General features: G+C 70.5%; 23 protein-coding genes and 4 pseudogenes. 15 read left to right on the forward strand and 12 right to left on the reverse strand.

Annotation, left to right across the window (positions count from 1 at the left end):
* The first annotated feature begins 106 nt into the window (after positions 1–106).
* The gene (locus AW27_RS30150) at positions 107–916 is read left to right on the forward strand and encodes a serine/threonine protein kinase (protein ID WP_172671409.1); all 810 of its coding nucleotides are present in this window, start codon (positions 107–109) and stop codon (positions 914–916) included.
* On the forward strand, positions 913–2,304 hold the full coding sequence (locus AW27_RS30155) for a serine/threonine-protein kinase (RefSeq protein ID WP_078557045.1): 1,392 nt from the start codon (positions 913–915) through the stop codon (positions 2,302–2,304). Before AW27_RS30150 ends, AW27_RS30155 begins: the two co-directional genes overlap by 4 nt.
* Positions 2,305–2,480: 176 nt before the next feature.
* On the opposite strand, the gene AW27_RS30160 is transcribed toward AW27_RS30155, so the two are convergent.
* Together AW27_RS30160 and AW27_RS30165 are read right to left on the reverse strand one after the other, a co-directional pair.
* Entirely contained in the window at positions 2,481–3,599 is a 1,119-nt protein-coding gene (locus AW27_RS30160; protein ID WP_037928787.1) for a fatty acid desaturase family protein, read from the reverse strand.
* 7 nt (positions 3,600–3,606) lie between these two features.
* On the reverse strand, positions 3,607–4,617 hold the full coding sequence (locus AW27_RS30165) for a ferredoxin reductase (RefSeq protein WP_037928785.1): 1,011 nt from the start codon (positions 4,615–4,617) through the stop codon (positions 3,607–3,609).
* A 133-nt stretch (positions 4,618–4,750) separates the two neighbouring features.
* Here AW27_RS30165 and AW27_RS30170 point away from each other — a divergent pair, with 133 nt between their 5' ends.
* Positions 4,751–5,890 carry a PucR-like N-terminal domain-containing protein gene (locus AW27_RS30170; protein ID WP_037928783.1) on the forward strand — a complete coding sequence of 380 codons (1,140 nt, stop codon included), beginning with the start codon at positions 4,751–4,753 and terminating at the stop codon, positions 5,888–5,890.
* 115 nt (positions 5,891–6,005) lie between these two features.
* On the opposite strand, the pseudogene AW27_RS30175 reads toward AW27_RS30170, so the two are convergent.
* The 7 genes and pseudogenes from AW27_RS30175 to AW27_RS30200 all read right to left on the reverse strand — a co-directional run.
* Positions 6,006–6,140, reverse strand: a pseudogene (locus tag AW27_RS30175) (aldehyde dehydrogenase family protein); the annotation flags it as partial.
* 169 nt (positions 6,141–6,309) lie between these two features.
* Positions 6,310–6,765 (reverse strand): hypothetical protein, encoded by a 456-nt coding sequence (locus tag AW27_RS30180; protein ID WP_037928779.1) that lies wholly within the window; start codon positions 6,763–6,765, stop codon positions 6,310–6,312.
* 109 nt (positions 6,766–6,874) lie between these two features.
* Positions 6,875–7,264: a hypothetical protein gene (locus AW27_RS30185; RefSeq protein ID WP_037928777.1), complete on the reverse strand. Its 390-nt coding sequence runs from the start codon at positions 7,262–7,264 to the stop codon at positions 6,875–6,877.
* Positions 7,265–7,315: 51 nt separating this feature from the next.
* Positions 7,316–7,980, reverse strand: a pseudogene (locus AW27_RS30190) (transposase family protein); the annotation flags it as partial.
* A gap of 164 nt (positions 7,981–8,144) precedes the next feature.
* Positions 8,145–8,897: pseudogene (locus AW27_RS30195) on the reverse strand (LysR family transcriptional regulator substrate-binding protein); the annotation flags it as partial.
* Between the two features lie 211 nt (positions 8,898–9,108).
* Positions 9,109–9,252 (reverse strand): three-helix bundle dimerization domain-containing protein, encoded by a 144-nt coding sequence (locus AW27_RS34485; RefSeq protein WP_370466715.1) that lies wholly within the window; start codon positions 9,250–9,252, stop codon positions 9,109–9,111.
* A gap of 56 nt (positions 9,253–9,308) precedes the next feature.
* Positions 9,309–10,244 (reverse strand): AraC-like ligand-binding domain-containing protein, encoded by a 936-nt coding sequence (locus AW27_RS30200; protein ID WP_078557041.1) that lies wholly within the window; start codon positions 10,242–10,244, stop codon positions 9,309–9,311.
* Positions 10,245–10,478: 234 nt separating this feature from the next.
* Here AW27_RS30200 and AW27_RS30205 point away from each other — a divergent pair, with 234 nt between their 5' ends.
* From AW27_RS30205 to AW27_RS30235, 7 genes and pseudogenes are all read left to right on the forward strand, one after another.
* Complete coding sequence (locus tag AW27_RS30205) at positions 10,479–11,456, forward strand: alpha/beta hydrolase (protein WP_037928774.1); 978 nt, start codon at positions 10,479–10,481, stop codon at positions 11,454–11,456.
* Complete coding sequence (locus AW27_RS30210; RefSeq protein ID WP_052031282.1) at positions 11,449–12,171, forward strand: GPR1/FUN34/YaaH family transporter; 723 nt, start codon at positions 11,449–11,451, stop codon at positions 12,169–12,171. Before AW27_RS30205 ends, AW27_RS30210 begins: the two co-directional genes overlap by 8 nt.
* Positions 12,172–12,417: 246 nt before the next feature.
* Entirely contained in the window at positions 12,418–13,647 is a 1,230-nt protein-coding gene (locus AW27_RS30215) for an IS110 family RNA-guided transposase (protein WP_304949952.1), read from the forward strand.
* Between the two features lie 104 nt (positions 13,648–13,751).
* On the forward strand, positions 13,752–15,650 hold the full coding sequence (locus AW27_RS30220) for an amidohydrolase (RefSeq protein ID WP_037928773.1): 1,899 nt from the start codon (positions 13,752–13,754) through the stop codon (positions 15,648–15,650).
* Positions 15,651–15,703: 53 nt separating this feature from the next.
* Positions 15,704–15,874, forward strand: a pseudogene (locus AW27_RS30225) (hydrolase); the annotation flags it as partial.
* A gap of 212 nt (positions 15,875–16,086) precedes the next feature.
* Positions 16,087–16,929 carry an alpha/beta hydrolase gene (locus AW27_RS30230; protein ID WP_052031281.1) on the forward strand — a complete coding sequence of 281 codons (843 nt, stop codon included), beginning with the start codon at positions 16,087–16,089 and terminating at the stop codon, positions 16,927–16,929.
* Between the two features lie 34 nt (positions 16,930–16,963).
* Positions 16,964–17,812: an alpha/beta fold hydrolase gene (locus tag AW27_RS30235; RefSeq protein WP_304949930.1), complete on the forward strand. Its 849-nt coding sequence runs from the start codon at positions 16,964–16,966 to the stop codon at positions 17,810–17,812.
* Here AW27_RS30235 and AW27_RS30240 read toward each other — a convergent pair.
* The gene (locus AW27_RS30240; RefSeq protein WP_157840356.1) at positions 17,805–18,476 is read right to left on the reverse strand and encodes a hypothetical protein; all 672 of its coding nucleotides are present in this window, start codon (positions 18,474–18,476) and stop codon (positions 17,805–17,807) included. The genes AW27_RS30235 and AW27_RS30240 overlap by 8 nt on opposite strands.
* Before the next feature lie 105 nt (positions 18,477–18,581).
* Here AW27_RS30240 and istA point away from each other — a divergent pair, with 105 nt between their 5' ends.
* Genes istA through AW27_RS30255 form a run of 3 tightly spaced genes read left to right on the forward strand, consistent with a single transcriptional unit; the run spans position 18,582 to position 21,175 of the window.
* Entirely contained in the window at positions 18,582–20,186 is a 1,605-nt protein-coding gene (gene istA, locus AW27_RS30245; protein ID WP_037931105.1) for an IS21 family transposase, read from the forward strand.
* Positions 20,183–20,956, forward strand: coding sequence for an IS21-like element helper ATPase IstB (istB, locus tag AW27_RS30250; protein WP_037931107.1), 774 nt, complete (start codon positions 20,183–20,185; stop codon positions 20,954–20,956). The genes istA and istB overlap by 4 nt, the downstream gene beginning before the upstream one ends.
* 57 nt (positions 20,957–21,013) lie before the next feature.
* The gene (locus AW27_RS30255; protein ID WP_370466631.1) at positions 21,014–21,175 is read left to right on the forward strand and encodes a hypothetical protein; all 162 of its coding nucleotides are present in this window, start codon (positions 21,014–21,016) and stop codon (positions 21,173–21,175) included.
* Positions 21,176–21,332: 157 nt separating this feature from the next.
* On the opposite strand, the gene AW27_RS30260 is transcribed toward AW27_RS30255, so the two are convergent.
* Together AW27_RS30260 and AW27_RS30265 are read right to left on the reverse strand one after the other, a co-directional pair.
* Positions 21,333–21,683, reverse strand: a complete 351-nt coding sequence (locus AW27_RS30260; RefSeq protein WP_304949931.1) for a ferrous iron transport protein A — start codon at positions 21,681–21,683, stop codon at positions 21,333–21,335.
* A 408-nt stretch (positions 21,684–22,091) separates the two neighbouring features.
* Positions 22,092–23,705, reverse strand: a complete 1,614-nt coding sequence (locus AW27_RS30265; RefSeq protein WP_304949932.1) for an IS4 family transposase — start codon at positions 23,703–23,705, stop codon at positions 22,092–22,094.
* A gap of 113 nt (positions 23,706–23,818) precedes the next feature.
* Between AW27_RS30265 and AW27_RS30270 the strand changes: the two genes are divergently transcribed.
* Positions 23,819–24,724: a DUF6193 family natural product biosynthesis protein gene (locus AW27_RS30270; protein ID WP_304949933.1), complete on the forward strand. Its 906-nt coding sequence runs from the start codon at positions 23,819–23,821 to the stop codon at positions 24,722–24,724.
* 773 nt (positions 24,725–25,497) lie between these two features.
* A complete protein-coding gene (locus AW27_RS30275) occupies positions 25,498–25,965 on the forward strand; it encodes a hypothetical protein (protein WP_037922719.1) in 468 nt (155 codons plus the stop codon).
* Positions 25,966–25,991 lie beyond the last annotated feature (26 nt).

The following is a 25,991-nucleotide window of genomic DNA, read 5'->3' on the forward strand; positions in this document are numbered from 1 at the left end:
GGGCGGCCCGTCCGGACGAGGTGGCCAAAGTGCGACGGTGAACTCCCCCTACGGATGAGTATCGTTCGGTTCGTCCGAGAGTACGGCCGGGGGAACGGGGGAACAGGTGAGCGGCGTAGTCGTCCATCTGCCGCGAGGTACGGGAGGCGCCGACGGCGGCGAGCCGGGCGGGGACGCGGTGACGCTCCGGCTCGGCCCGGGCGAGGTGGCCCGCTTCGGACGGGGCTCCGCCGCGGTCCCCGTCGAGCTGGTCCTGGACGACCCGGCGATCTCGCGACTCGCCGGGGAGATCCGGGTGACCCAGGACCACTGGCAGCTGACGAACTACAGCGCCGGCCACAGCTATCTGGTGGAGAACCCGGAGGGCGCGGGCGAGTACCTGAGGATTCCGCCGCGCCGGGTCGGGGCGCCCATCCCGTTCGAGTTCTCCCGGGTGGTGCTGCCCACCCGGGGTGACGCCACCGTCTCCTTCCAGGTGTTCGCCCCCGACCATGTGTTCCTCGACCCGGAGGCCACGGACGTCCCCTGGGGGAACAGCACGGTGACCGCGTACTCCCTGGACGAGACGGCCACGTACTTCCTCGTTCTCGTCGCGCTCTGCGAGCCGCGTCTGCGGGACCAGTCCCGGGTCGCGGTGCCCACCACCCCGCAGATCGTCGAGCGGCTCAGGGGGCACGTCACGTGCGGCACGCTGACCGCTCGGGCGGTCAGTTCGCACATCGACTACCTGGCCGAGGAGAAGCTGCGCATCGCGGGCCCCGCCACCGGGGAGTCCGGCAAGGGGGACCGCCGCAACGGCAAGCGGGAGGAGATCGTCGGGCTCGCCCTGCGGTTCGGGCTCGTGCGTGAGGAGCACCTCGCGCTGCTGCCGCCCCTGACGGGGGCCGGCGGGCGGGAGCGGCAGGGCGCGTCGTGACCTCCCCGGGCGTCCCGGGAGGCATCGCGGGGCACGACCGTACGGACGAACTCCCGCCCGGCTACCGGGTGGGAGGCTGGGTGGTCTCCGAATTGATCGGGTCCGGGGGGTGGTCCACCGTCTACGCGGCGCGGCCGGCCGACGGGCCCGCGGGCCCCGCCGAGGTCGCGCTCAAGATCATGCCGACCGCGGGACTCGCACCCCGGCAGGCGCGCAGGATCATGGAGTCCGCCCGCCGCGAGGTCGAGCTCGGGAGCAGGGTCGGGCATCCCCGGCTGATCGGTCTCCTCGGCTCGTTCGTGCTCGCGGCGCCCGACCGGCCCGCCGTGGACGGCGCGATCGTGCTCGTGATGGAACGGGCCTCCGGCAGCCTGCGCGAACTCCTCGACGCGGGGGTGCCCGAGGCGGACCGGGGACCGCTGATCGCGGGAATCTGCGAGGGGCTCGCGCATCTCCACCGGTCGGGCTGGGTCCACGCCGACCTCAAGCCGGAGAACGTCCTGCTGGGTGCCGACCGCTCGGTGAAGCTGTCGGACTTCGGCCTCGCGACCGAGCTCACGGGGACCCACGGGTACGCCCCGCCGATGGGCACCCTGGACTATCTGCCGCCCGAGCGCTGGCGGGCGCCCCTCGGCGAACTCGGCGTCCGGATCAGGCCGACCGCGGACATCTGGGCCTTGGGCATCGTCGTCCACGAGGTGTTCTCGTCGGGCGGTTCGCCGTTCTCCGGCGCCACGCCGGTGGCGCGAGGCGCCGCGGTCCAGGAGTACGGCGAGGGGCGGGCGCCGCTGCGGATGGACCACGCGGTGCCGCCGTTCTGGCGGGAGCTGGCCGCCGACTGTCTCGCCCCGACCCACGAGGCGCGGGCGCCGCACACCGCCGAGAGCCTGCTCGCCCGCATCGCCGGCCGTCAGAAGACGCCCGCCGGCGGGCGTCAGCGGGTCCGGGCCCGCGCCGCCGTCCTCGCGACCGCGATGTGCGGGGTCGCCGCCGCGGCCCTGTGCTCGGACGCGGTGCGGCCGGTCGGGTCCGTGCCGCCCGACGTCCTGGGCGCGACGGCCGGCACGATCCGGGTGTTCAACGCGGAGCGGAGTTGCCGCGAGCGGGTCGACCGGCACCCCGGGTGCAGCCTGGGGCTGGCGATCGATCCCGTACGGCCGTACACGGCGGACAACGTCGTGCCGACCAGGGTGTGGCACGGCGATGTGCTCGCCGCCGACTGCCAGGTCCCCGACGGGCAGCCCATCGTCGACGAGGAGGCCCGGTGGTCCACCCGCTGGTTCCGCGTCCGGCTCCCTTCCGGGTCTGGTCCCCCGGTGGCCTGGCTGCCCGCCGTGCGCACCAAGGAGCGGCCGGCGCTGCCGGAGTGCCCGCGCCCGACGGCCTGAGCCGGAGGTGCGGGGACGCGCGTACCCCCGGGAGAGCTGCTTCCCGGGGGTACGCGAAGGTTCACGCCGTACGGTGTACGGTCAGTTCGCTTTCACAGGGGCTGGCCCGGAAATGGTCCGGATCTTGGCCGGCGGTGCCTGCGGTACGGCCGGAAGATCCGAACCGATACCGGAAGTCAGGCAGCGACGAGCTCCCGCTCGCGGTCCGGCGCATCGACCTTGGGCTTCTTGTTCGGCAGCGAGAGCCGGAAGACCTTGTGCCACGCGGAGAACACCTGCTTGGGCAGGGGCCCGGTGACGTACTCCAGCTCGTACTTCTCGAACAGCGCGCGCACCTTCACCGCGACCTCGGCGTACCGGTTGCTCGGCAGGTCCGGGAACAGGTGGTGCTCGATCTGGTGCGACAGGTTGCCGGTCATGAAGTGCATGGCCCTGCTGCCGCTGATGTTCGCCGAGCCCATCATCTGGCGCAGGTACCACTGGCCGCGCGTCTCGCCCTTGATCGACCGGCGCTCGAAGACCTGGACGCCCTCGGGGAAGTGCCCGCACATGATCACCGAGTGGGACCAGATGTTGCGGACCAGGTTCGCTGTGAACGTCGCGGCGAGCGTGGTGAGGAAGGACGGGCCCGACAGCAGCGGGTGGATCACGTAGTCCTTGAGCACCTGCTTGCGGATCTTGCGGCCCACGGCCCTGGCCCGCGCCCGGAACTCCGGGTCCTTGCGGCGGCGCTTGTGCAGGTTCTTGCCGAGCTCCAGGTCGTACGCCGCGATGCCGTACTCGAAGAAGCAGGCGTTGATGAAGTTCCACAACGGCTGGCCGAGGTGGAACGGGTGCCACTTCTGGTCCTCGTCGACGCGCATGATGCCGTAGCCGAGGTCGTTGTCCTTGCCGATCACGTTGGTGTACGTGTGGTGCAGCTCGTTGTGCGAATGCCTCCACTGGTCGGACGGCGATACGTGATCCCACTCCCAGGTGGTGGAATGGATCTTCGGGTCCCGCATCCAGTCCCACTGGCCGTGCAGGATGTTGTGCCCGATCTCCATGTTGTCCATGATCTTCGCCACGGACAGTCCGGCCGTGCCGATCAGCCAAGCGGGCGGGAAGAAGGAGAACAGCAGCACGCCCCTGCTGACCAGCTCCAGCTTGCGCTGCGCCGAGATGACCTTGCGGATGTAGGCGGCGTCCTTCTCGCCCCGGCCGGCGATCACCTCGTCGCGGATCGCGTCCAGCTCGCGGCCGAGCTCCTCGATCTGCTCCGCGGTCAGGTGGGCGGTGGGGTCGATGGCGGTCAAGGTGCTCCTACCGTTCGATGTCACAGGGGCCCGCCGCGGCGGACACGCAGGTCTGGATGAGGACGCCCGGCTCGGCCTCGGTGATCTCGCCGGTGCGCAGGTCGCGGACGGCGCCCGCCTTGAGCGGCGTGACGCAGCCGAAGCAGATGCCCATGCGGCACCCGGACGGCATGAGCACGCCGGCCTCCTCGCCGACGTCCAGCAGCGGCGTGGCGCCGTCCGCCTCGACGGTCTTGCCGGTGGCGCTGAAGGTGACCTCGCCGCCGTCACCGGCGACGACGAGGGCGGCACGGAAACGTTCGGTGTGCAGGCGCTCTGCGACGCCGTGTTCGCTCCAGAACTCCTCGGCGGCGTCGAGCAGGCCCGCGGGTCCGCAGGCCCAGGTCTCGCGCTCGGCCCAGTCGGGTACCAGTTCGGCGAGACGGGTGATGTCGAGCACGCCGTCCGTGTCCGTGTGCACCTCGGTGAGCTGCAGCTTCCCGTCCGCGACCAGGTCGTGCAGTTCGTCACGGAAGATCACGTCCTGTGGGCGTGGCGCGCTGTGGACCATGACGACGTCGTCGAACTCGGTGTCACGCAGCATGCCCATCACAGGCGTGATGCCGCTGCCGGCCGTCAGGTAGAGCACCTTGGCGGGCCGGGCCCGCGGCAGTACGAAGTCGCCGGTGGGCTGGTCGAGCTGGACCAGCGTGCCCGGCTGTGCCCTGCGGACCAGGTGGTTGCTGACCTTGCCGTCCGGGATCGCCTTCACGGTGATCGTGACGCGGCCGTCCCGGCGGTTCGCCGGCGAGGTGATGGAGTAGGCGCGCCACAGGCGCCTGCCGTCGACGTCGACCCCGATCCGCACGTACTGGCCGGCCGTGTGACCGCGCCAGCCCTTTCCCGGCCTGATCACGATGGTCGCGGCGTCCCCCGTCTCGGGGTGCACGGCCTCGATGCGCCCCCGCAGGTCCGCGCCCGCACGCAGCGGGCTGACCAGGTCGAGGTAGTCCGACGGCAGCAGCGGCGTCGTGACCATCTCCAGCAGTTTCCACGCCCTACTGCGGAGGGCTGCACTCGTCATGACCCCAGCTTGATGCGCCTCACGGCGTAAAGTCCTGACCGCAGGACGTAAATCTGGCCGGCTGAATTGTTCGCAGGGAATAAAAGACATGAGCCATCCGATCCGGAGGGTCACCGAACCGGCTCTGGACCCGACAACGGTCACCGCACTCCGGGCCGCGCTGACGACCACCGCCGACGAGGTCGTCCAGGCGATCATCGACGAGGTCCCTCCCTACGCCAACGCCCTTTCGGGCCGCATGGGCGTCACCATCCGCCGAGCGGTCCGCACCGCCCTGGGGCACTATCTGGACCTCGCGAGCGGGAACGCCACGGGCGGCGACGCCGGTGACGCGGCCTACGAGCTGGGCCGGGGCGAGGTGCGCGACGGGCGTTCGATGGACGCCCTGCTCAGTGCCTACCGCGTCGGCGCCCGCGTGGCCTGGCGATGCCTGGCAGCGGGTGCCGTACCCGCAGGTCTGCCCGCCGCCGAGGTCGCCAAGTTCGCCGAGCTGACCTTCGCCTACATCGACGAGCTCTCCGCCGCCAGCGCCGCGGGCCACGCCGACGAACTGGCCGCCCGGGGCCGGGACCACGAGCGCCACCTGGAACACCTGGCCCGCGACCTCCTCGCCGGCGCGAGCCAGGATGTGCTGCTGGCCGCTGTTCAACGGGCCGGGTGGCAGCCCCCCGTTACGCTGACCGCCGTCCTGCTGCCCGCCGCCCAGACCCGGCCCGCCTACCGCACGCTCGACCCGGGCACCCTCGTCCTCGACGACCTGCCGGACGCCTACGGCGTGCTGCTCGTCCCCGATGCCGACCGGTCGCACCTCTTGCGGCAGCTGACCGACCGCACCGCCGTGGTGGGCCCGGCCCGGCCATGGACCCGTGCGTCCGCCTCGTACGCACGAGCCGCACGCGCGCGCTCCCTCTCCCCGGATATCCGGGACACCGAGGACCACCTGCCCGAGCTGGTGCTGAGCGCCGACGCGGACGCGTTCGCAGACCTGCGGGCCCGGGCCCTCGCACCGTTGCGGACCTTGCCTGTCGCGACCGCACGGCGGATGGAGGAGACGTTGCGGGCGTGGTTGCTTCACCACGGCAGGCGGGACGAGGTGGCGGCGGCGTTGTTCGTCCATCCTCAGACCGTCCGGTACCGGATGTCGCAGCTGCGGGAGCTGTTTCCGGATCTCGCATCGCCACACCGGGTCCTCGAGCTGACGCTGGCGGTCGGTCTTCGGGCCGGCTGACGCGTACCGCGATCGGGGGAGAGGAGGAACAGAAAGAGTTGGCACCCGTGTCGAGCGGGTCGCGCCGACGGCGCCTGACGGGCGAAAGCCCAGGTCAGTCGCCGTCTTTCAGGCTCTAAAAGAAGCCGAGCTTCTTCGGCGAGTAGCTGACCAGCAGGTTCTTCGTCTGCTGGTAGTGGTCCAGCATCATCTTGTGGGTCTCCCGGCCGATGCCGGACTGCTTGTATCCCCCGAAGGCGGCGTGCGCGGACTTTGATGAAAATCCGTATACGTGGAAGGTGGCTGACCAGGCATGATGACGGAAACGCAGTGGCTTGATCACTGGTTGCAACGATCTCCAGCCCTTTCAGGGGAGACCCTGGAGCGACTTATGGAGCACCTGACCGAGGATGAAGACGAGTGACCACCGATCTGCGCCGTCACTCTGAGCTGGCGAGGCTCGAAGCTGGCTCGGGCAGCAGACCACGGAGATGACCGAAGGCCCAGTTGTCGACAGCATCGGGGTACCCGTTGATCCAGTCCGTCGGCGGCGGGTCGTGCGGTTCAGCCAGGCCGTGGCACCACTGCGAGATGATGTTGTCGCCGGGCGCGAGATCCGTCACGGCGGCGCGCAGCTTGACGGCGTGCCGAAGGATGAGGTCGTGGTCCACGCACCAGATGGCGCCGATTGAGGCGCCTTCATGGGCGATCCAGTTTCGGGCCTGCCTGGCCTTGTGCAGGGTGTCCATGTCCATGGTCCGGCCCATTGCGTGTGCGGCCAGGCCGTGCAGCGTGCCGCCCAGCAGCTTGTCGGCGGGGACTGAGGCGACGGCCTCTTCGAAGGTCATGGTCGGGTCGGTTTGGTGGGCGGTGATCAGGTTGCCGACACGGAGCACATACTGAGCCTTTTCCAACCTCAGGTCGAGGCGTGGTGAAGGACGAGCGCGGTCTTCACGAGGCCGGCCCCGGGGGCCTGCACCAGGAAGGGGCCCCTCGTCCGTTCGTTCAGGAAGCGCGGATCGCCCGATCGATCTCCGCGCCCGTGCGGGCCACGATGACGGGCCACTCGTCCCTGAGAGCGGCAGGCAGAAGGTCGCGGTCTTCTTCCCGCTGAATCATGGTTGGTCCGCCAGGGACGACGAGCACGGCGTCCAGTCGGCGCAGCAGGGCGGCCAGGAGGTCCATGATTCCGCCGCCTCCGAAGCGGTTGAAGGTGATGTTGTCCGGGCTGGAGAACACATCCGCCTCCTCCATATCCGCCGTACGCACATGCAGGAAGTTCGTCTGGGGGTCCCGTGCCACCACGTAAGGATCGAAGACCTCGTGCGCAGCACTCATGTCCAACTGTGTCGGCTCACCGTTCTCGAACCGGCACACGAAAATGTCGAAACTCATGGAGTCTTTTCTATCCTCGGGTCGAGGCGTGGTGAAGGACGACGGCCTACCTCAGTTTGTGCAGTTCCGGTGCAGGGCGAGGATCGCCTGGACGAGCCGGGTGATGCTGTTGGTGCTGCAGCGGAGCTTGCGTAGCAGGCGCCAGGTTTTCGGGGTGGCCATGGCCTGCTCGCCCAGGGCCCGGATGCGCGCGTGGGCGATGTTGACGGCTTGCTGACCTGCGGACAGTCGCTCCCACCGGCCGCGGAAGGGCACCCGGACGGTGCCGCCAGCGCCCTGGTAGCCCTTGTCGGCCCAGCAGGCCAGGCCGACGACGGTAAGGGCATCGATGATGCCATGGCTGCGGGCCGCCTTGATGTCGTGGACGGCGCCGGGCAGAGCGGGCGAGGCCCACAGCAGGCGGCCGAACGGGTCTGCGAGGACCTGCACGTTCATGCCGTGCTTCTTGTGCTTCCCGGAATGAACGGGCGGTCGGCGTCGATCGCCAGCAGCGTACCGTCGAGGATCACGAACGCCTTGTGGGATGCGGCCTTGACCGCACTCACCAGGTCCGGGGCGAGTGCGGCCAGGACCTCGACGGCCTCGGCGATGTACCGGTAGGCGGTGGTGGTGCCGACGCCGAAGCCGGCCGCAAGCCGGGCGTAGGTGTGCCCGCACCGCAGGGGGTTGCGCGGACTACGTCGCCGCCTTCGGGGAGAACGTGCTCGTGATCGAGTACACCGACCAGGGCATGGGACGGGCTTGCCGGGGCTGGGGCGACAGGATCACCATGGTCCGTCGTGACCTGCACCTCGTGTCCGATGAGGAGAAAGGCCAGCGCTACGAGCGCTGCCCCGCGTCCTGACCGGCGGCGGGCGAGGAGGATCCGGCGGATCTCCGGGGGAGCGCCGTCCACGCGCAGCAGGCGTACGCCGTCCGGAAGGACCAGGGCCATGCGGGCCGGGGCGGTGGTCACGCCGGCTCCGCAGGCAACGAGCCGGAGTCTGGTCAGCCAGTCGCTGGTGGTGTGGGCGATGCGGGGCCGTCCGGGCAGGCCGGGCCAGACGCCGAGCTGAGGTTCGGCGTCCGAGGGCGGGGCGGCGATCCAGGGGGTTTCGGCGAGTTCGTCGACGTGCGCGGTGGTCCGGGCTGCGAACGGGCCGGTGGCCGGTGCGGCGACGAGGAGTTCGGTGTCCCCGACCGCGTCGATGTGCAGCCGCGGCGACTCGCCGCCCGCAGGCCGGTGCGGCGGGCGGGAGGTCAGCAGGGCAAGGTCGAGGGTGCCCGCGCGCAGGGCCCGGAGCAGACCGGGGGTGGTGCCGTCGCGGTTGGTAACGGTGAGGCCGGGGATGGTGGCCTTGAGGCGGGCGAGGAGCGGGGGCAGCAGTACTGCCCCCGCGCTGGGGAACACACCCCGAGCCGTACGGTGCGCGATTCCGCGTCCACGTGTGCCAGTTCCTGCTCGGCGGCCTCGACGGCGTTCAGGATCGTTCGGGCGTGCCGGAGCAGGGCCAGGCCCGGTCCGGGTCGGCTCGGGGGACGGCGTGCTCACCCGCCTGCGTCTCGGAGATGGCCGCAGGCGAGCGGCGGTCCCGGCAGCTGCGACGACCTCCCCCCTGCCCGGACCCTTCCCCGGGTCTGGGGCCGCGGCCACGGGCCGGGGGGAGGCTTCGCCGCCCGTGACGGTCTGAGGGCCATCAGCGTCCCCATCTTCTCCACGTACCGTTCGGCCGCTGCGGCGCCGAGTGCCCGGTGATCGGCGAAGTGGCGGTGGGCTGGGTTGTGCGAGGTGTCGACCGGCTCGCGGAACAGACCCGTGCGGTACGGGGCATCGCGGGAGCCCGTAGGGCCTGCGTGACGGCGGGTCAGGTGTCGAGCCCTCTGTCGTCTGCGGGCAGCAGGTCCCGGGCTCGGCGCTCCATCAGGACCGGCAGGTACGTGCGCACGCGGGCGTACCTGAGTTCTTCGTAGGCGGTCCACACCGAGTCGTGGACCAGACGCGCGTCCAGCCGGGGGGTGCGCCTTCACCAGGCGTTCGGTCACCTCGCGGATGGTGCGGTCGTCATCATCGGGTTCCGTCACCGGGAGCACCTCGGTCTTCCGTCGGAGATCGCGTCCTCCAGTCTTGTGGGGGCGCCTGCGGCACGAAAGTCGATCTTGCGCCGCTCTGCTCGGCTCCTCGTCGAGGCCGGCACGCCGCCTCCAGCCGTTCGGAGATGACCCATTGCTCGAGCCGGATGCCGGCCCGGCCCAGAACCGTGTACAGCTGGCGCCGGGAGACGGCGTGTGCGCGGGCGATGCGGTCCGCGGTGAGGACGGGTCCGGTCAGATGGCGGCGGATGTAGGCCATGATCCGGGGGACGAGGGAGTCGTCCATGACGGTGCGGGCGCGCCGGTCGTCCTCGCCGTGTGCCGCCGAGGTGAGCAGCGCCCGTACCAGCTCAGTGGTGGCGTTGCCGAGGGCGGCGGCCGCGGGGTCGGTCTCCAGGCCGCCGGGGTCCTTCCACAGGGCGCGCAGGTGGGCCAGGACCAGGTCGTGCAGCGGACTGGACCGCAGGCGTTCCGAGGCACGTACGACGGTGTCCACCGGCACGCCGAGATGCTCCATGTCGATGGTGACGGCCCGCGACGCCCCCTCGCCGGACCAGCCGTAGCGCCTGGGGGCGAGTTCGTGGAAGACGGCGATGTCGTCCGGGCCCAGCAGGTAGCGCCGGCCGGCGCTCTCGGCACGGTGGATGCCCCGGGTCTGCAGCGAGACCGAGACGACGGGCCGCTCGCGGTGCCATCGGACGTGCCGGGCCGTGCGCCGGACCTCGAATCCGGTGCTCCGCATGTCGAACAGGTCCAGCGGACCGAGGCGCCAGCCTTCGAAGCGGGCTCGGATCCCCGTTTCGGGCGATTCGTGGATCACCTGGTTCGGCACGGAGGTGTCGGTCAGTGCGTGGTGAAAGGCGTCCGGACGCTCCTTCGGAGCGAAGCCGTCCAGGTCCAGCAGAAGCATGAAGTCCCGCTCTCGGCGCAGTCGTTGGCGCCCGTCTCAGTCTGAGGCACGGGCGTCGGTGGTCGGATCGTGCACGCACAGGCCAGATCCGTGCACGTACGGGACCGACGACCGTCCCGATCACCTCTAGTTTTCGGACCGCCCCCGCAGCACTGGAGCGGGGGACCGGCGCGGCCCGGCACCCTCGGGCCAACCGCGCCCTCTCGTCCGTCCGCTTCGAAGGAAGGCCCGATCATGACCGACCCGCACCCGCCCGCCCCCGTCACCCCGGTCCTGGAGAAGCCCGCGGCCGACTTCGCTCGGGCCACGGCCACGCCGCCGTTCCTCTTCCAGATCCCGCCGGCCGAGGGCCGCAAGACCGTCGACGAAGTCCAGTCCGGCCCGGTCCAGCTGCCGGCGGTCGACGAGGAGTGGGTGACTGTGCCGGGCGGACCGACCGGCGAGGTCCGTGCCCGCCTCGTGCGCCCGGCCGGCTCCGAGGGCCGGCTCCCGGTCGTCGTCTACCTCCACGGCGCGGGCTGGGTGTTCGGCAACGCCCATACCCACGACCGGCTCGTGCGGGAGCTCGCCGTCGGGGCCGGGGCGGCCGTCGTCTTCCCCGAGTACGACCTGTCGCCCGAGCACCGCTACCCGGTGGCCATCGAGCAGAACTGGACCGTGGCCCGCTGGGTCGTCACCGACGGAGCCGGGCACGGGCTGGACGCCTCCCGTATCGCGGTGGCCGGTGATTCGGTCGGCGGCAACATGAGCGCGGCGCTCACCCTGATGGCCAAGGAGCGCGGTGGCCTGGACCTGCTCCAGCAGGTCCTGTTCTACCCGGTCACCGACGCGAGCTTCGACACCGGCTCCTACCGCCAGTTCGCCGAAGGGTACTTCCTCCGCCGCGACGGCATGCATTGGTTCTGGGACCAGTACACCACCGACCCGGCCGACCGCGCCCGGATCACCGCCTCCCCGCTGCGGGCCACCACCGAGCAGCTCACCGGCCTGCCCCCGGCCCTGGTCATCACCGCCGAGGCCGACGTCCTGCGCGACGAGGGGGAGGCGTACGCCAACAGGCTGCGCGCCGCCGGCGTGCCCGTCACCGCCGTGCGCTACCAGGGCATCATCCATGACTTCGTCATGCTCAACGCGCTGCGCGAGACCCACGCCGCGCAGTCGGCCATCGACCTCGCCGCCGCCACCCTGCGGCGGGCCCTGGCTGATGGCTGAGCCGGGCCCGCGGCCGCTCGCCGAGGACGATCCGTACGGCGGCGGGCGGCACTTCGAGGCCGACCTGCGCCGCATGACCCGGATCAACCTGCGGCCGATCGCCTCCCCGATGCCACTGGGCTTCTACACCGTGGCGATCGCCTCGGTCATCGTCGGCTGCTTCCAGCTGGGCGTCTTCGACGAGGACGCCCGCCGCGCCGTCGGGCTGGCGATCCTGCCGGCGTTCGTTCTGCAGCTGACGGTGAGCTGGTTCGCGCTGGGCGCCCGAGACGTGGCGGCGGCCACCCTGATGGCCTGCTTCTCGGGGCTGTGGCTGGCGAACTCGCTGACCCTGGTGCTGGACCCGCCGGACGGGGCGCGGGTCCTGGGGGTCCTGAGCGCCGTGTTCGCGCTGTTCGCGTTGCTGATGGCGTCGGTGGCGGGCCGCAAGCGGGCGTTGTGGCTGGTCCTGGCCGTGGCCGTGCCCCGGTTCGCGGTGGCGGCGGCCGCGGGCCTGAGCGGATCCGGGTGGGTGGGCACCCTCTCCGGAGCACTCGGCCTGCTCCTCGCCGCCGTCGCCCTGTACGCGGCGTTCGCGCTGATGCTGGAGGACATGCGAGGCCGGCAGGTGCTGCCGATCGGCCGCAGCGCGCCGGCCCACCATGCCGTCGAGGGCAGTCTGTCCGTCCAGCTGCGCGACCTCGAACGCCAGGCCGGGGTCCGGCGCACCCTCTAATGGGTCTCGTCGGGCCGTAGGAGACTACGGTTCGTAGCTGCCAGCGGGTGAGCACTCCGTACCTCCGAGCCATTGCGAGTTCTGTGGTCAGACCGTGCCCCCGTTGGTCGGCCGGGAGGCCTGACTGCTGATGGGATGGCGTGCCCGCCCGGTGGTTGGGCGTGAGCACTTGATCCATTAGAGAGCGAGCCGTGCCTTCCGCGGGCTGCACGTCATGATCGGACGAGAGCGAGGGGGCGGGTGCTGATGCTGTTCATCGGCGACGACTGGGCCGAAGACCACCACGATGTCGAGATCCAAGACGAGGCAGGCCGCAAGCTCGCCACCGCGCGGCTACCGGAAGGCGTGGAGGGCATCGCGAAGCTTCACACCCTCGTCGCCCGGCACAGTGGCGAAGACCCGGAATCCGCCCAGGTGATGGTCGGGATCGAGACCGATCGGGGGCCTTGGGTGCAGGCGCTGATCGCAGCCGGCTACCGCATCTACGCGGTCAACCCCCGACAGGCGGCGCGGTTTAAGGAGCGGTACGGCACCTCCGGGGCCAAGAGCGACAAGGGAGACGCCCACGCGCTGGCGGACATGGTCCGCATCGACGGTGACCAGCTGCGGCCGGTCGCCGGAGACAGCGACCAGGCCCAGGCGATCAAGGTCGTCGCCCGCGCCCACCAGACCCTGATCTGGGAACGCACCCGCGCCTTCCAGCGCCTGCGCAACACGCTGCGCGAGTACTTCCCCGGCGCGCTGACCGCCTACGCCTCCCTGGAATTGACCAGCACCGACGCACTGGAACTGCTGCTCAAGGCCCCGACGCCCGAGCAGGCTGCGAAGCTGACCAAGCAGCAGATCACCGCCGTCCTGGCCCGGCACCGCCGCCGCAACCGGGACCAGAGGGCCGCCGCGATCCAGGCCGGCCTGCGCGAGCCGCAGCTCGGTGTCGCCGCACCGGTCGCCGCCGCCTACGCCGCGGCGGCGACCGCACACGCCAACCTGCTGATCGCGCTGAACGAACAGATAGCTGCGATGGAAGAGCAGGTGAGCGCGCATTTTCTCGCGCACCCGGACGCTGAGATCTACCTGTCGATGCCCGGCATCGGCGCGATCACCGGCGCCCGGGTGCTGGCCGAGTTCGGGGACGACCCCACCCGCTACACCTCCGCCAAGGCCCGCAAGAACTACGCGGGCACCAGCCCGATCACCCGCGCCTCCGGCAGGACCCACGCCGTCCACGCCCGCCACGCGCGCAACGACCGCCTCGCCGACGCCCTCCACCGGCAGGCGTTCTCCGCCATCAACACCTCGCCCGGCGCCCGGCGCTACTACGACAAGCAACGCGCTCGCGACGCCGGCTACAACCCCGCCCTGCGCCAGCTCGGCAACCGGCTCGTCGGCATCCTCCACGGGTGTCTCAAGACCCGCACCCCCTACGACGAGGCCACCGCGTGGTCACACCACGCAACCCTCGCCACCTCCGCTTGACATCCCTGCGCCATGGGATGTCTGACCCGTCCCTTCCTGGCCAGAACGCGCGGACACCGGAACTTCCCCTGCCCTGCCGTGAGGCTCCACCGAAAGCGAGTGCCATGACCAGCATGCCCGTCGGCGGGATCACTCCCGCCCACAGCGCCCCGGACGGAGGGCACGCCGAACTCGTCCTGCGGAACGGGAAGATACACACCCAGGATCCCGCCCGGCCGTCCGCGACGGCGCTCGCCGTCCGCGACGGCCGGATCACCGCTCTCGGCGACGACGGCGACATCGCCGGCCTCGTCGGACCTGCCACCCGGGTCGTCGACGCGCTCGGCCGCCGTGTCGTCCCCGGTCTGAACGACTCCCACCTGCACGTCATCCGTGGCGGGCTCAACTACGTCCTGGAGCTGCGCTGGGACGGCGTCACCTCGCTGCGCCGGGCGCTGGCCATGTTGCGCGAACAGGCCGGGCGCACCCCCAAGGGCCAGTGGATCCGGGTCGTCGGCAGCTGGAGCGCGGACCAGTTCGCCGAACGCCGGATGCCCACCCCGACGGAACTGACCGCCGCCGCGCCGGACACCCCGGTGTTCGTGCTGCACCTGTACCAGTCCGCGATCCTCAACCGCGCCGCAGTCCGGGCCGCCGGCTTCACCAGGGACAGCCCGGATCCTCAGGGCGGGCAGATCGTCCGGCACCGCGACGGCCCCCCCAACGGGCTGCTGCTCGCCGCTCCCAGCGTGCTGATCCTGTACTCCACCCTGGCCGAGGCACCCGCGCTCGACCCGGCCGAGCGGAAGACCTCCACCCGTCACTTCCTGCGCGAGCTGAACCGGTTCGGCCTGACCTCGGCCGTGGACGCCGCCGGCGGCTTCCAGAGCTTCCCGGAGAACTACGCCACCGTCACCGAGCTCGCCCGCGACGGCGAACTCAGCGTGCGCATCGGCTATCACCTCTTCCCGCAGATCGCCGGCCAGGAGCTGGCCGACCTGCGCCGCTGGACCGCGACCGTCCGCCCCGGCGACGGGGACGCCTGGCTCAAGCTCAACGGAGCGGGAGAGAACCTCACCTGGGCGGCCGCCGACTTCGAGAACTTCTCCGAGCCCCGGCCCGAACTCGCGACCGGCTACGAGACCGAGTTCGAGCAGGCGGTCCGCCTCCTGACCGAACACGGCTGGGGATTCCGGCTCCACGCCACCTACGACGAGACCATCCGCCGCGACCTGGCCGTCTTCGACAAGCTCGCCGCCGACGGGCTCTTCCCCGCCGGGAACCGCTGGCTCTTCGACCACGCCGAGACCGTCTCCGAGCAGAGCCTGGAGCGCGTCGCGGAACTCGGCGGCGGCATCTGCGTACAGAACCGGATGTCCTTCCAGGGCCGCGCGTTCGCCGAGCGGTACGGGGCCCAGGCCGCCGCCGCGGCGCCGCCGGTCACGGCCATGCTGAGGCTCGGCATCCCCGTGGGCGCCGGAACGGACGCCACCCGCGTCTCCTCGTACAACCCCTGGGTCGCCCTGCACTGGCTGGTGACCGGCCGCACCGTCGGCGGCCTCGCGCTCCGTCCCGGCGACGAGCTCCTCTCGCGCGAACAGGCCCTGGAGCTGTACACGGTCGGCGGTGCCCGCGTCACCGGCGAGGCCGCCGACAAGGGCGTCCTCGCCGAGGGTCGGTTCGCCGACTTCGCTGTCCTGTCCCAGGACTACCTCATGGTGCCCGCCGCGGACATCCCGTACATCGAGTCCGTGCTGACGGTGGCCGGCGGACGGATCGTCCACGCCGCCGACACCTACGAGGGCCTCGACGAGGAGATACCGCCCGTCAGCCCCGCGTGGAGCCCGGTCGCCCACTACGGCGGCTACCAGACCGCCCCGCCGCCCGCCGTCCCCGGGGCCCGCCAGGCCGACCTGCTGGCCGAGGCCGCCGCCGAGTCCGAGGAGCACCGGCGCTGGCGGGCGGCCCGCGGGGACGTTCCCGCACAGCCCGCTCAGATGAACGACCCGTGCTTCGGGCCGTGACACCGCCCGGACCACCCACCACCTCCCCTGCCCGACCACCGAGAGGACCCCTCATGACCGACTTCGCGTTCGACGTCGACTCCGTGCACGCCGGCCCCAGCCCGGACCTGCTCACCCCCGACAACGCGATGATGCTGTTCGTCGACCACCAGCCGCAGATGTTCTTCGGCGCCGCGAGCACCGACCGCGTCGCCGTCATCAACGCCACCGTCGGCCTGGCCAAGGACGGCTACGAGTAGCCCCTGTTCCTCGTCATCACAGCCTCCGTCCTCGCACTCACCGGCCCCGGACGCCACTCGGCCGACCACGCCCTGGGCCTGCTGCCCTGGCCCGCCTGGGCAGCCGCGGCCGCCATTCCAGTCGGCGTACTGAGCGGCCTGGCCGGCCGCGCACTGCTGCACCGGCCCACCCCGCCCCTCCAAGGAGACAGCCTTTGATGCCCCCGCACTCCTCCCTCTCGCGACGCAGCGTGCTGGCCGGTGCCACCGCCGCGGCCGCCGGCACCCTCGGGATGACCGCGACCTCCCCCGCCGCGGCCGCGAACACAGGGCATGAAACGGCGGAGCGCGGCACCGGGCGGACCATCGTGCTCGTCCACGGCGCCTTCGCCGACGCCTCCAGCTGGCAACCCGTCACCGAACGCCTCCAGCGCCACGGCCACGAGGTGGTCGCCGTCCCCAATCCGCTCCGCTGCCTGGCCCACGACGCCGCACATCTCGCTGCCCGCCTCGCCGCCCTCCCCGGCCCCATCGTGCTGGCCGGGCACTCCTACGGCGGCGCCGTCATCACCCGGGCCGCCGCCACCGCGCCCCATGTCAAGGCTCCCGTCTACATCTCCGCCTTCATGCCGGACGCCGGAGAGGTCCTGGGCGAACTCGCCGGCCGCTTCCCCGGCTCACAGCTCGAACCGGCCCTCACCGCCGTACCCACCCCCGCCCCCGACGGCACCCCCGGCCTTGATCTCTACATCCGGCCCGACCGGTACCACGACGTCTTCGCCCAGGACGCACCGCGCTCTGTCACCCGCGTCCTGGCCGCCGGCCAGCGCCCACTCACCGCGACCGCGTTCACCGACCGCTGCACCGCCGCGGTCTGGCACACCCTCCCCACCTGGACGCTCGTCTCCACGCGCGACCGGGGCATCGCACCCGAGCTCCAGCGCTTCCAGGCCCGACGAGCGGGCTCAAGGACCACCGAGGTCCCCACCTCCCACCTGCCGATGTACAGCAGGCCCGACGCCGTCACCTCCCTCATCCGGGCCGCCACCCGCACCCTGTGATCCACCGTTCCGTCCGTACTGCAAGGAGCCTGTCGTGAACCCACCCTCCTCCAGCCCCTCCTACGCCCGCGACCTCGCCCAGATCGAGGCCGCCAACGCCACCGGCCGGATCCCGGCCGTTTTCGTCCACGGTCTCTGGCTGCTGCCCACCAGCTGGCAGCGGTGGGCCACCGTGTTCGAGGAGGCCGGCTTCGCACCCGTGCTGCCGGGCTGGCCCGACGACCCCGAAACGGTCGACGAGGCCCACGCCCACCCCGAGGTGTTCGCAGGCAAGAGCGTCGGTCAGGTCGCCGACCACTTCTGCGACCTGATCGGCAAACTCGACCGCACGCCCGTCGTCATCGGCCACTCCTTCGGCGGCCTGATCACCCAGATCGCCGCCGGACGAGGCCTGTCCCGGGCATCCGTCGCCATCGACCCCGCCCCCTTCCGCGGCGTGCTGCCCCTGCCGCTGTCCTCGTTGCGCGCGGCGAGCGCCGTCCTGGGCAACCCCGCCAACTACCACCGCGCCGTACCGCTCACCTACGAGCAGTTTCGCTACGCCTTCGCCAACGCCGTGCCCGAGGAAGAGGCCCGCGAGCTGTACGCCACGTACGCCGTCCCTGCCCCCGGCGAGCCCCTCTTCCAGGCCGCCGCCGCCAACCTCAACCCGTGGACCGAGGCGGCCGTCGACACCACCAACGCCGACCGCGGCCCCCTTTTGATCATTTCCGGGGAGAAGGACCACACCGTCCCCTGGGCCATCGCCAACGCCTCCTACAAGTGTCGACGGTCAGCGTTTTCCCCAGCGGTGACTGGTTTCGCGTCAGGTAATTCCCCACCCATGCGGTCACGTTTCCCCAAGGGGGCGCCGACCTCGCGGGCCTTGAGCGTTGTCAGCTGAGAGTGCGGGGCCCACGCGCGACGAGCGGGCGGCCGTCGTCCTCGGGTAGCACAGCAATGAAGCGCCAGGCGCCGTCTTCGACGCGTGCCAGGCCGAGGTTCGTGGTGGTGTTGAAGGCCTCGATGGCGGGCTCGGCCCCCTCGGTCAGCGAGTCGAGGTCTGCGTAGTGTCTGGCCAGGGTTGCGGCGGGACCGCGGAGCCATAGGCCCACTTTCACCCCTCTGCGCAAGGCGGCGAGTAGGTCGTCGCGGCCCTGTCCCGGGTCGGCGGCCTGGAGCCTGTCGTGAAGTCGCTCTTGAGCACACGGCTTTGTCGGAGCCGCTTCGGCCCGCTGGCGGCATTCCGGACACGCCTGCGGTTCTGCTGGTTCAAAGAGATGCATATAGCGGGTGACCTGGTGCTCCGGAATGCCGCAGAGCGTCCCGCTCTCGGCCATCGCATGTTCGACGCCGGGAACGCTTGTCAGCTCGCCGGCACCGAAGCTGGCTGCCTCCCGTGCGGTCGCGAAGGACCATCCGCCATCTGGGGCATGAATCACGCGGGCGAGCATGCCACAGCTATCTGTCCTGGTCAGCCCGGTTTCGCGGCGGGGACGTTCCCTCAATGAGTGGTTTGAAAGCTGATGAGGCTTGCGCCCCGAATCGTTCAGGATCCCCTTGGGCATGTCCGTGCCGGGTTGAGGGTCCTGACCGTCGTGGAGTCGTCACCGTCCCTCGACCGAAGGCCGAGAGGTCGGCGGACATTCCGGATGGCAAGGAGAACGTTCAAGGTGGTCGATGTCGTCGAGATCTACGTCCACTGGTATGCGGGCCGGTCGAAGAACCAGCTCGCGGCCTCGTTGGGGGTGGACCGAAAGACGGTCAGGAAGTATCTGGCGCCGGCGGAGGAGGCCGGGCTCGCCCCGGGTGGGCCGCCGATGAGCGAGGCGGACTGGGCCAAGCTGCTGAAGGTCTGGTTCCCGGACCTGGCGAGCCGCCGGTTGAACCAGGTGACATGGGCGGAGATCGAACCGCACCGCGAGTACGTCAAGGGCCTGCTGGAGACCACCACAGTCACCACGATCCACCAGCGCCTGCGGGACGAGGGGAAGTTGACGGTGTCGCTTTCGACGTTCCGCCGGTGGGTGACCGAGAACCTGCCCGATGAGTCGGCCCGGTCTCGGGTGACGGTGCTGCGGGACGACGTGGAGCCGGGCTCAGAGGCCCAGATCGACTACGGCTTCCTCGGCCAGTGGATCAACCCGGCCACCGGGAAGCGGCACCGGATCTGGGCATTCGTGATGGTGCTGCCCAGCTCACGGCACATGTTCGTGCGACCGGTCGTCCACATGGACCAGCACGCCTGGACCCAGGCCCACGTCGAAGCGTTTCGCTTCTTCGGGGGTGTCCCGCGCCGGCTGGTGCCCGACAACCTGCGCACGGCCGTGGACCGGCCGGACCTCTACGACCCGAAGATCAACAAGTCGTATGCCGAGCTCGCGACCTACTACAGCACGCTGGTCGACCCGGCCCGCGCGGCGAAGCCGAAGGACAAACCGCGGGTTGAGCGGCCGATGCCCTATGTCCGTGACTCGTTCTGGAGCGGGCGGCAGTTCACCTCGGTCGAGCAGATGCAGGCCGAGGCCGTGACCTGGGCGAGCGGGACCGCAGGCCGCAGGCAGTGCCGGCCGCTGGGAGGGGCATCGCCGCTGGCGGTGTTCGAGGCGGTCGAGTCGGCGGCCCTGCTGCCGCTGCCGGACAAGCCGTTCGTGCTGGCCCGCTGGTCGACCGCGACCGTGGGCCCGGACATCCACATCAAGGTCGGCCGCACCCTCTACTCGGTGCCCTGGAAGCTGATCGGCCGCAAGGTCGATGTCCGCTCGACCACGACCATGGTCCAGGTCTTCCACGACGGCGACCTCGTCAAGACCCACGCCGCCCTTGACCAGGGAAAACGCACCGATTCGGGCGACTACCCGCCGGAGAAGATCGCGTTTCAGATGAAGACGCCGATGTGGTGCCGCAGCCAGGCGTCTGAGGTCGGCGACGCCTGCCGCGAGGTGATCGACCTGCTGCTGGAGGTCAACGCGCTCTACCGGCTCCGCGCGGCCCAGGGGATCCTCGGCCTGCGGAAGAAGTACGGCGACCAGCGCCTGGAGGCCGCCTGCACCAAGGCGATCACGGTCGGCGACCCATCCTACCGCACCATCAAGGGCATCCTGATCGCCGGGACCGAGACCGACCCCGAGCCGGAGACCGGCGACGCCGGGGCCGCGGCCTTCCTCCACGGCCCCGAGGGCCTGTTCGCCGCGAGCATCCCCTCCCAGATCTCTGACGAACTCCACGACGACCCCGGTCACGATGACGCCGGCGATGCCGAGGAGGCCGCCCGATGAGCGTGCTGGACACCGCCCTGCGCGAGTCGCTCAAGACGCTTCGGCTGTCGGGGATGCTTGAGACCCTGGACGCCCGGCTGGCCCAGGCCCACGGCGGCGAGCTCGGACACCTGGACTTCCTTCAGGTCCTCTGCCAGGACGAGATCACCCGCCGCGAGACCGTGGCCTTCCAACGACGGCTCCAACGCGCGAAGTTCGAGCAGCAGGTGACCCTGGAGGAGTTCGACTTCACCGCCTCCTCCAAGCTGCCCGCGGCCCAGATCCGGGACCTGGCCGCACTGCGCTGGCTCCACGCCGGAGAGTCGGTGATCTTGTTCGGGCCCGTCGGCGTCGGCAAAACACACGTCGCCCAGGCCCTCGGCCATCTCTCCGTCCGGCAGGGCGCGAACGTCCGGTTCGCCAAGACCAGCCGGATCCTGGCCGAGCTGGCCGGCGGCCACGCGGACCGCACCTGGGACAAGCGCATGCGCGAGCTCATCCGCCCCGACGTCCTGATCCTCGACGACTTCGCCATGCGCCAACTGACTGCGGCCCAGGCCGACGACCTCTACGAACTCGTCTCCGAGCGGCAGGGACGCTCCCTGATCATCACCAGCAACCGGGCACCCAGCGACTGGTATCCCCTCTTCCCCAACCCCGTCGTCGCCGAGTCCCTGCTCGACCGCCTGATCAACACCAGCCACCAAGTCATCATGAACGGCCCCAGCTACCGCCCGAACAAGCGCCCAAGGAACCCCGCCGACAAGCCCGATAAGCCCTCAGCCAACTGATCAAGGCACCACCCCAGGGGTTGGGGAATTACGTGACCACAACCCCTGGGGAATTACGTGATCGTCCACAACAAGAAACAGGCCCGCAACACCCATGCCGTCACCGAGATCACCGAAATGCCCGACCGCGGTCACTCCCTCACCATCGATCACGGCTGGCGAGAGGTCGCCGACACCGCACTCACCTTCCTCCGGCGATTCGCCGACCCCTCTCAGTAGCACCACACACCAAGCGCTGGGGCCAACCCACCGGGCCATACCGATCCAGCGCGACGGCGGACAGACCCTCCGCAGGCCGCCCAGCAGACCCATCAGGTCCTCTGAGAAGCCGTTGTCGGACCGATCATGCTGAGCATGGGTTCGACTCGCGGTGGCTCTACGAGGTCGGCATGGGTCGCAGGAATCGGGCCCAGATCTGGGCCTTGCGGTAGGGACCGTCGCCGTTGCTGTCATGCTGCGGCTGGTCGAAGCTGACCCAGTAGGCCAACTCTCCGCGCCTCGCGCTCGGGTGTCGGACGGGCTCCGGGGCGGCCATGTCGTCGATCGTGCCGAGGAACTCCCTCTGCCACGGGGCCCACCTCTCCAGCGGATCGCGGATCACTATGACCCGGCAGCCGGGCGCCAGCGCGGCAGCTGGCCACACTCGGCCCAGGGGGCGGCCGAGGACGTGCTCAACGGCTTCCCGGTCCCGCGCTTGCCCTGTGCTGGAGGAGGAGTCGGCAGGCATGCGTTCAGCTTCCCCGGCTGCGTTCAAAGAAGCCACCCGATATCGGTCATCGGCCGCATGCTGTGACTCGGTCGGATGGTCTTCCAGCGGCCCGGGCATGAAGGCGGGGCCTCCTGCACAGCTCGTGGGTGCGAAGGCATCCGAACTGCAGGGAGACCCCATTGCCGCAGTTGTACGCGCCTACGTCCCACGAGTCCAACTCGCCGTCCCGGGCGTGTGATTGCCTCGCGCACCTGTACGGGAACGCGGCCGACGGTCCGGAACGGGTGCGGACCTATCCCTCCGACATGACCGACGCCGAGTGGGCCGAGATCCGCGCTTCACTGCCCGTGCCGGGATGGCTGGAAGGCAGGGGCGGGCAGCCGGAGGGCTACTGCCACCGGCAGATGATCGACCAATGCCACGAAGTTAAGGATTCCGTGGTGGCGTCAAGGCGTCGGGGAGGGTGAGCCTGTAGGTGTTCGGCGCGGTGCGGATGAGCCGGCCGTTGCGGGCCCAGTAGCAGAGTTGCGCGGTGAGGCTGCTGAGGGGGCGCCCAGAGGCGGGGAGTCCAAGATGTCGCGCGATGTCCCGGGTGTGCATGGCCTGGTTGGAGTTCGCGGCCATGAGCTGGCAGAGCTGGCCCCAGCGGCCGGAGAGGGTCCGGCTCGGGTCCTGCGCGCTGGGCAGGGCTGGTGGGTGCACGGTGATCTCGATGGCGGTGATCGGGGTGCTGTCGCGTGGACGCCCGTCGCGGTTCCAGATGTTGTAGCGGGAGGTTCCGCACTTGACGATGCGGGCGGACAGTCGCAGTCGGCGCCCGGGAAGCAACGCGTGCAGGACGCGGGCGCCGATGTGTCCGACCAGGTCGGAGTGGTTGCTCGGCCCACAGGCCGCGGCCGTCCCGACCAGGCTGACGACAGTGTCACGGGCGGCCTCCAGGGCGACGGTGAAGCTGGCCCGGTCGGGATCGCAGCCGGGCACCGTCTCCACCGCGGTCACCATGACCGAGCGCAGGGCCTGGTAGAGAGTGAGCAGTCCCCACATCTCCTGGTTGAGGCCCACTGGGTCCTTCGACCGTAGAACTCGGCCCTTGAGCAGGGTATGACGCAACGCCAGGTAGGTGATCTCGATCTCCCAGCGCTCGTGGTAGAGACGCACCAGGTGGTCAGCTGGATCGGTGCGGTGGTCGTGGAGCGTGGTCAGCAGGCGGTAGGTGCCGCCGAAGTCGCCTCCGTCGGCAGTGCGGGCCCGGATCTCGGCCTCGATCACCCGCAGCGACAGGCCCCCGATCCGGGTCAGGTAGGAGCCGTCGGGCAGCAGCGCCAGCACGGGCGGTCGTCGGGTGCTGGTGGCGCGAATCAGGAACTGCGCTCCCTGAGCTGCGATGTCTGTGAGCAGTTCGTTGCTGTCGAAGGCGCGATCGGCGAGGAGGAGCATGTCCGAGGTCAGGTGGCCGACCAGGTCGTGGGCGTAGTCGGTCTCGCCCTTGGAGGCGGGGCCGAAGACCGCGGCTATCAGGCCGCGGGTGCCGGTTTCGCACAGGGTCAAGAGCATCAGCCGGGGGAAGCCCGCCGGCCCGTGGCGCCGTTCGGTGCGGCCGAGCCAGGACCGGTTGCGCTCGTGGTCGGGAACGTTCAGGCTCCCGCAGCCGTCGAAGGCGACCGTGCGCCAGCGTCGGTAGCGCACTCCGGGCGTGGACGGCTGGCCCAGCGGTCCGGCCAGCACGTCGAACAGTCGCTTGAGCGGGGCCACCCCGACTCGCCGACGCAGATCGCGAAGCGCCTTCTCTGAGGGCTGCGGCACCCGGACGGCCAGTCTGGCCGCGAGTTTGCCCCACACCAGACCGGTGCCCAGATGCTCAAACAGCGCGAGTGCGAGCACGAAGTACACCCCAACGCGCGAGGGGAGGCTGCGCAGTCGTCGCTCGCGCGCCCCGGTCTCGTCCAGCACTGCATCCACCAACTCGGGTGGGATGACCTGGCTTAACTCACCGATGTGACCGGGCGCGAACACGTCGCCGCCCGTGACAGACTGGGCCACTGAGCCTCTGCTTCCTCAGGAAGATCTTGGTCGATCCCCTGGATAGCAGAGGCCCATCCCACATCTCGCCCACCCTTGACATCACCGTTGAACGCTTAACGTCGTGGCATTGGATGATCGACGCCGTGCGCTGCCTCGTCGACAACGGGATCAAGTGGCGGGCCATGCCGGCCGACTTCCCCGGCTGGGACCGGGTCTACGCGTTCTGGCGCAGGTGGCGGGACAAGGGACTGCGGGTCGGTATCGGTGCGGCGTTGGCCCTGCCGGACCGGGTTCGCGAGGCAGCGGGCCGGGATCGGGAGCCGACCGCGGGCGTCATCGACGCGCAGTCGGTGAAGGGTGCCAGCTCGGTGCCGGCCGCGGCGCGGGGCTTCGACGGCGGCAAGAAGGTGAACGGCCGCAAGCGGCACATCGTCGTGGACACGCTCGGTCTGCTGCTGGCGGTGATAGTCGCAGCGGCGTCGGTGACCGACCGCGAGGCCGGACAGACGCTGCTGGCTCGGCTGAGCGGGCGGCACTGGCGGGTGGCCCGGGTGTGGGCGGACGGCGGCTACACCGGAAAGCTCGTCGACGTCGCCCGAAGTGTCCTGCGGATCGCGTTGACGGTGGTCAAACGCAGCGACGGCACTGCGGGCTTCGTCGTACTCCCGAAAAGGTGGCTTCTCGACCCCACACGCCTGGTCGAAAGCGAGTGGCAGCACCTGCGCACCGAGGCGAGAGAGCTGGAGTGCCCGTGGAGGCCCGCGTATCGAGCCCTGGTCGAGGCGGCCCACGCCGAACCGGCGCTGCGGAGGCTCTACCCGTTCACCAGCCACTGGGCGCTGCGCTTCTCGACCACGACGCGCCCGCGCCTCTGCGTTGTGGGACCGCTGCTGGTCACCCATGATGTCGACCGGTACACGGTCGACATGACCGTGGCGAGCGGGGACGGCACCGAGTACACCACGGCGCCCGAGCTAGTGGCGGCAGCTGTGCGCACACTGCCTTCCGTCCTCACCCCGGTCACGCTCGGGCGTTGAACCGCCCGGGGGTGGAGCCGCGTCCGCTTCGTGGTCCACATAGGGCCCGAGGCACCAAGGGCGCGAACAGCCGCCGCGAACTCCTCCAACCGACCCCGCACCCCAGCCCTTGAACAGCCAGCGAACTACCACCCACCCACCACGACAAGACCACCTGACAAAGCACTATGAGGTCCTTGTGCCAGGACCGTGGTTGTGCTCGGCCCGCACGATGGCTTGACCGGACATGGTGTCCGGGCGGAAGGGTGCGCGGTAACCCGTTCGCGTGACGTGGTTCCGGCCGCGTCCGTTCCATGGATGACCAGGACGACGCCGGCCAGGCCGCTGGCAGTGGAGTCCGTGTTCCCGGAACTGGCGGCATACCGAGGGCGGACACCCACGGCCCTTACCTGGAGCGCCGATACCCACCTGACGGTGTCGTTCTGGTGGACCCACCCGGTCCGGTATCCGCCCGCCCCGACGGCCGCCAGCGCAGACCTGTATGGCGAGAAGCGGGTTCTCACGAGCGGTCCCGGCCGCTGCGTCACCCCGAGCGGGCCTGGCGCCCCGGCGACGCGGTGGCGCTCGGATCGTGCCAGGAGCCCCGCCGCCCGCGGACGCCGCTTCAGCCGGGCTGAGCGCCCGCTCACCACGACGATCGCGGGACCCGGCGCGAGGATGCCCGGGCTGTCATGACGCGGCCGACACGGCAGGTAGGACGCCATCCTTGACCTCAAGTCCGCTTGAGGTCCTACGGTGCTTTCATCAGCGAATACTTCCAGGGGGCGACACACATGACGACTCAGCACACGTCCGACGCCGAGCTTGCCGCTCAGCCGGCCGCGTACTGGACCGGATTGGCCTACGAGGCCACTCTTTCGTTCACGCGATCCGAGCAGGCCGAACGAGGCTTCACTCAGCCCCAGTTCTGGCTGCTGCGGAACCTGTCGAAGAACGACATCTCACCTGACGGCCGCGGCATGACCCTCCCCGAACTCCAGCAGGCCATGAGCTCCTACATCAGGCCCGAGGACGACCTGGGGGCAGAGGCGGACGTCCTGCTTCAGCGCGGTTGGCTCACCCTCGACACCAGGGGGCGACTGTGGATCACCGAGACGGGCGAGACAGCTCGCATCGGGCTCCAGCGACACAGCCCGGCCATCCGGGCCCGCATCCACCAGGGCATCGACGACGCCGACTACGTCACCACACTGAAGGTGCTCCAGCAGATGATCCGCAACACGGGTGGCACCCTGCCCTAGCCGATCCAGGAAGCCTATGTCGTAAA

Origin of the sequence: Streptomyces sp. PCS3-D2, from assembly GCF_000612545.2 — a bacterium.
GTDB lineage: Bacteria > Actinomycetota > Actinomycetes > Streptomycetales > Streptomycetaceae > Streptomyces.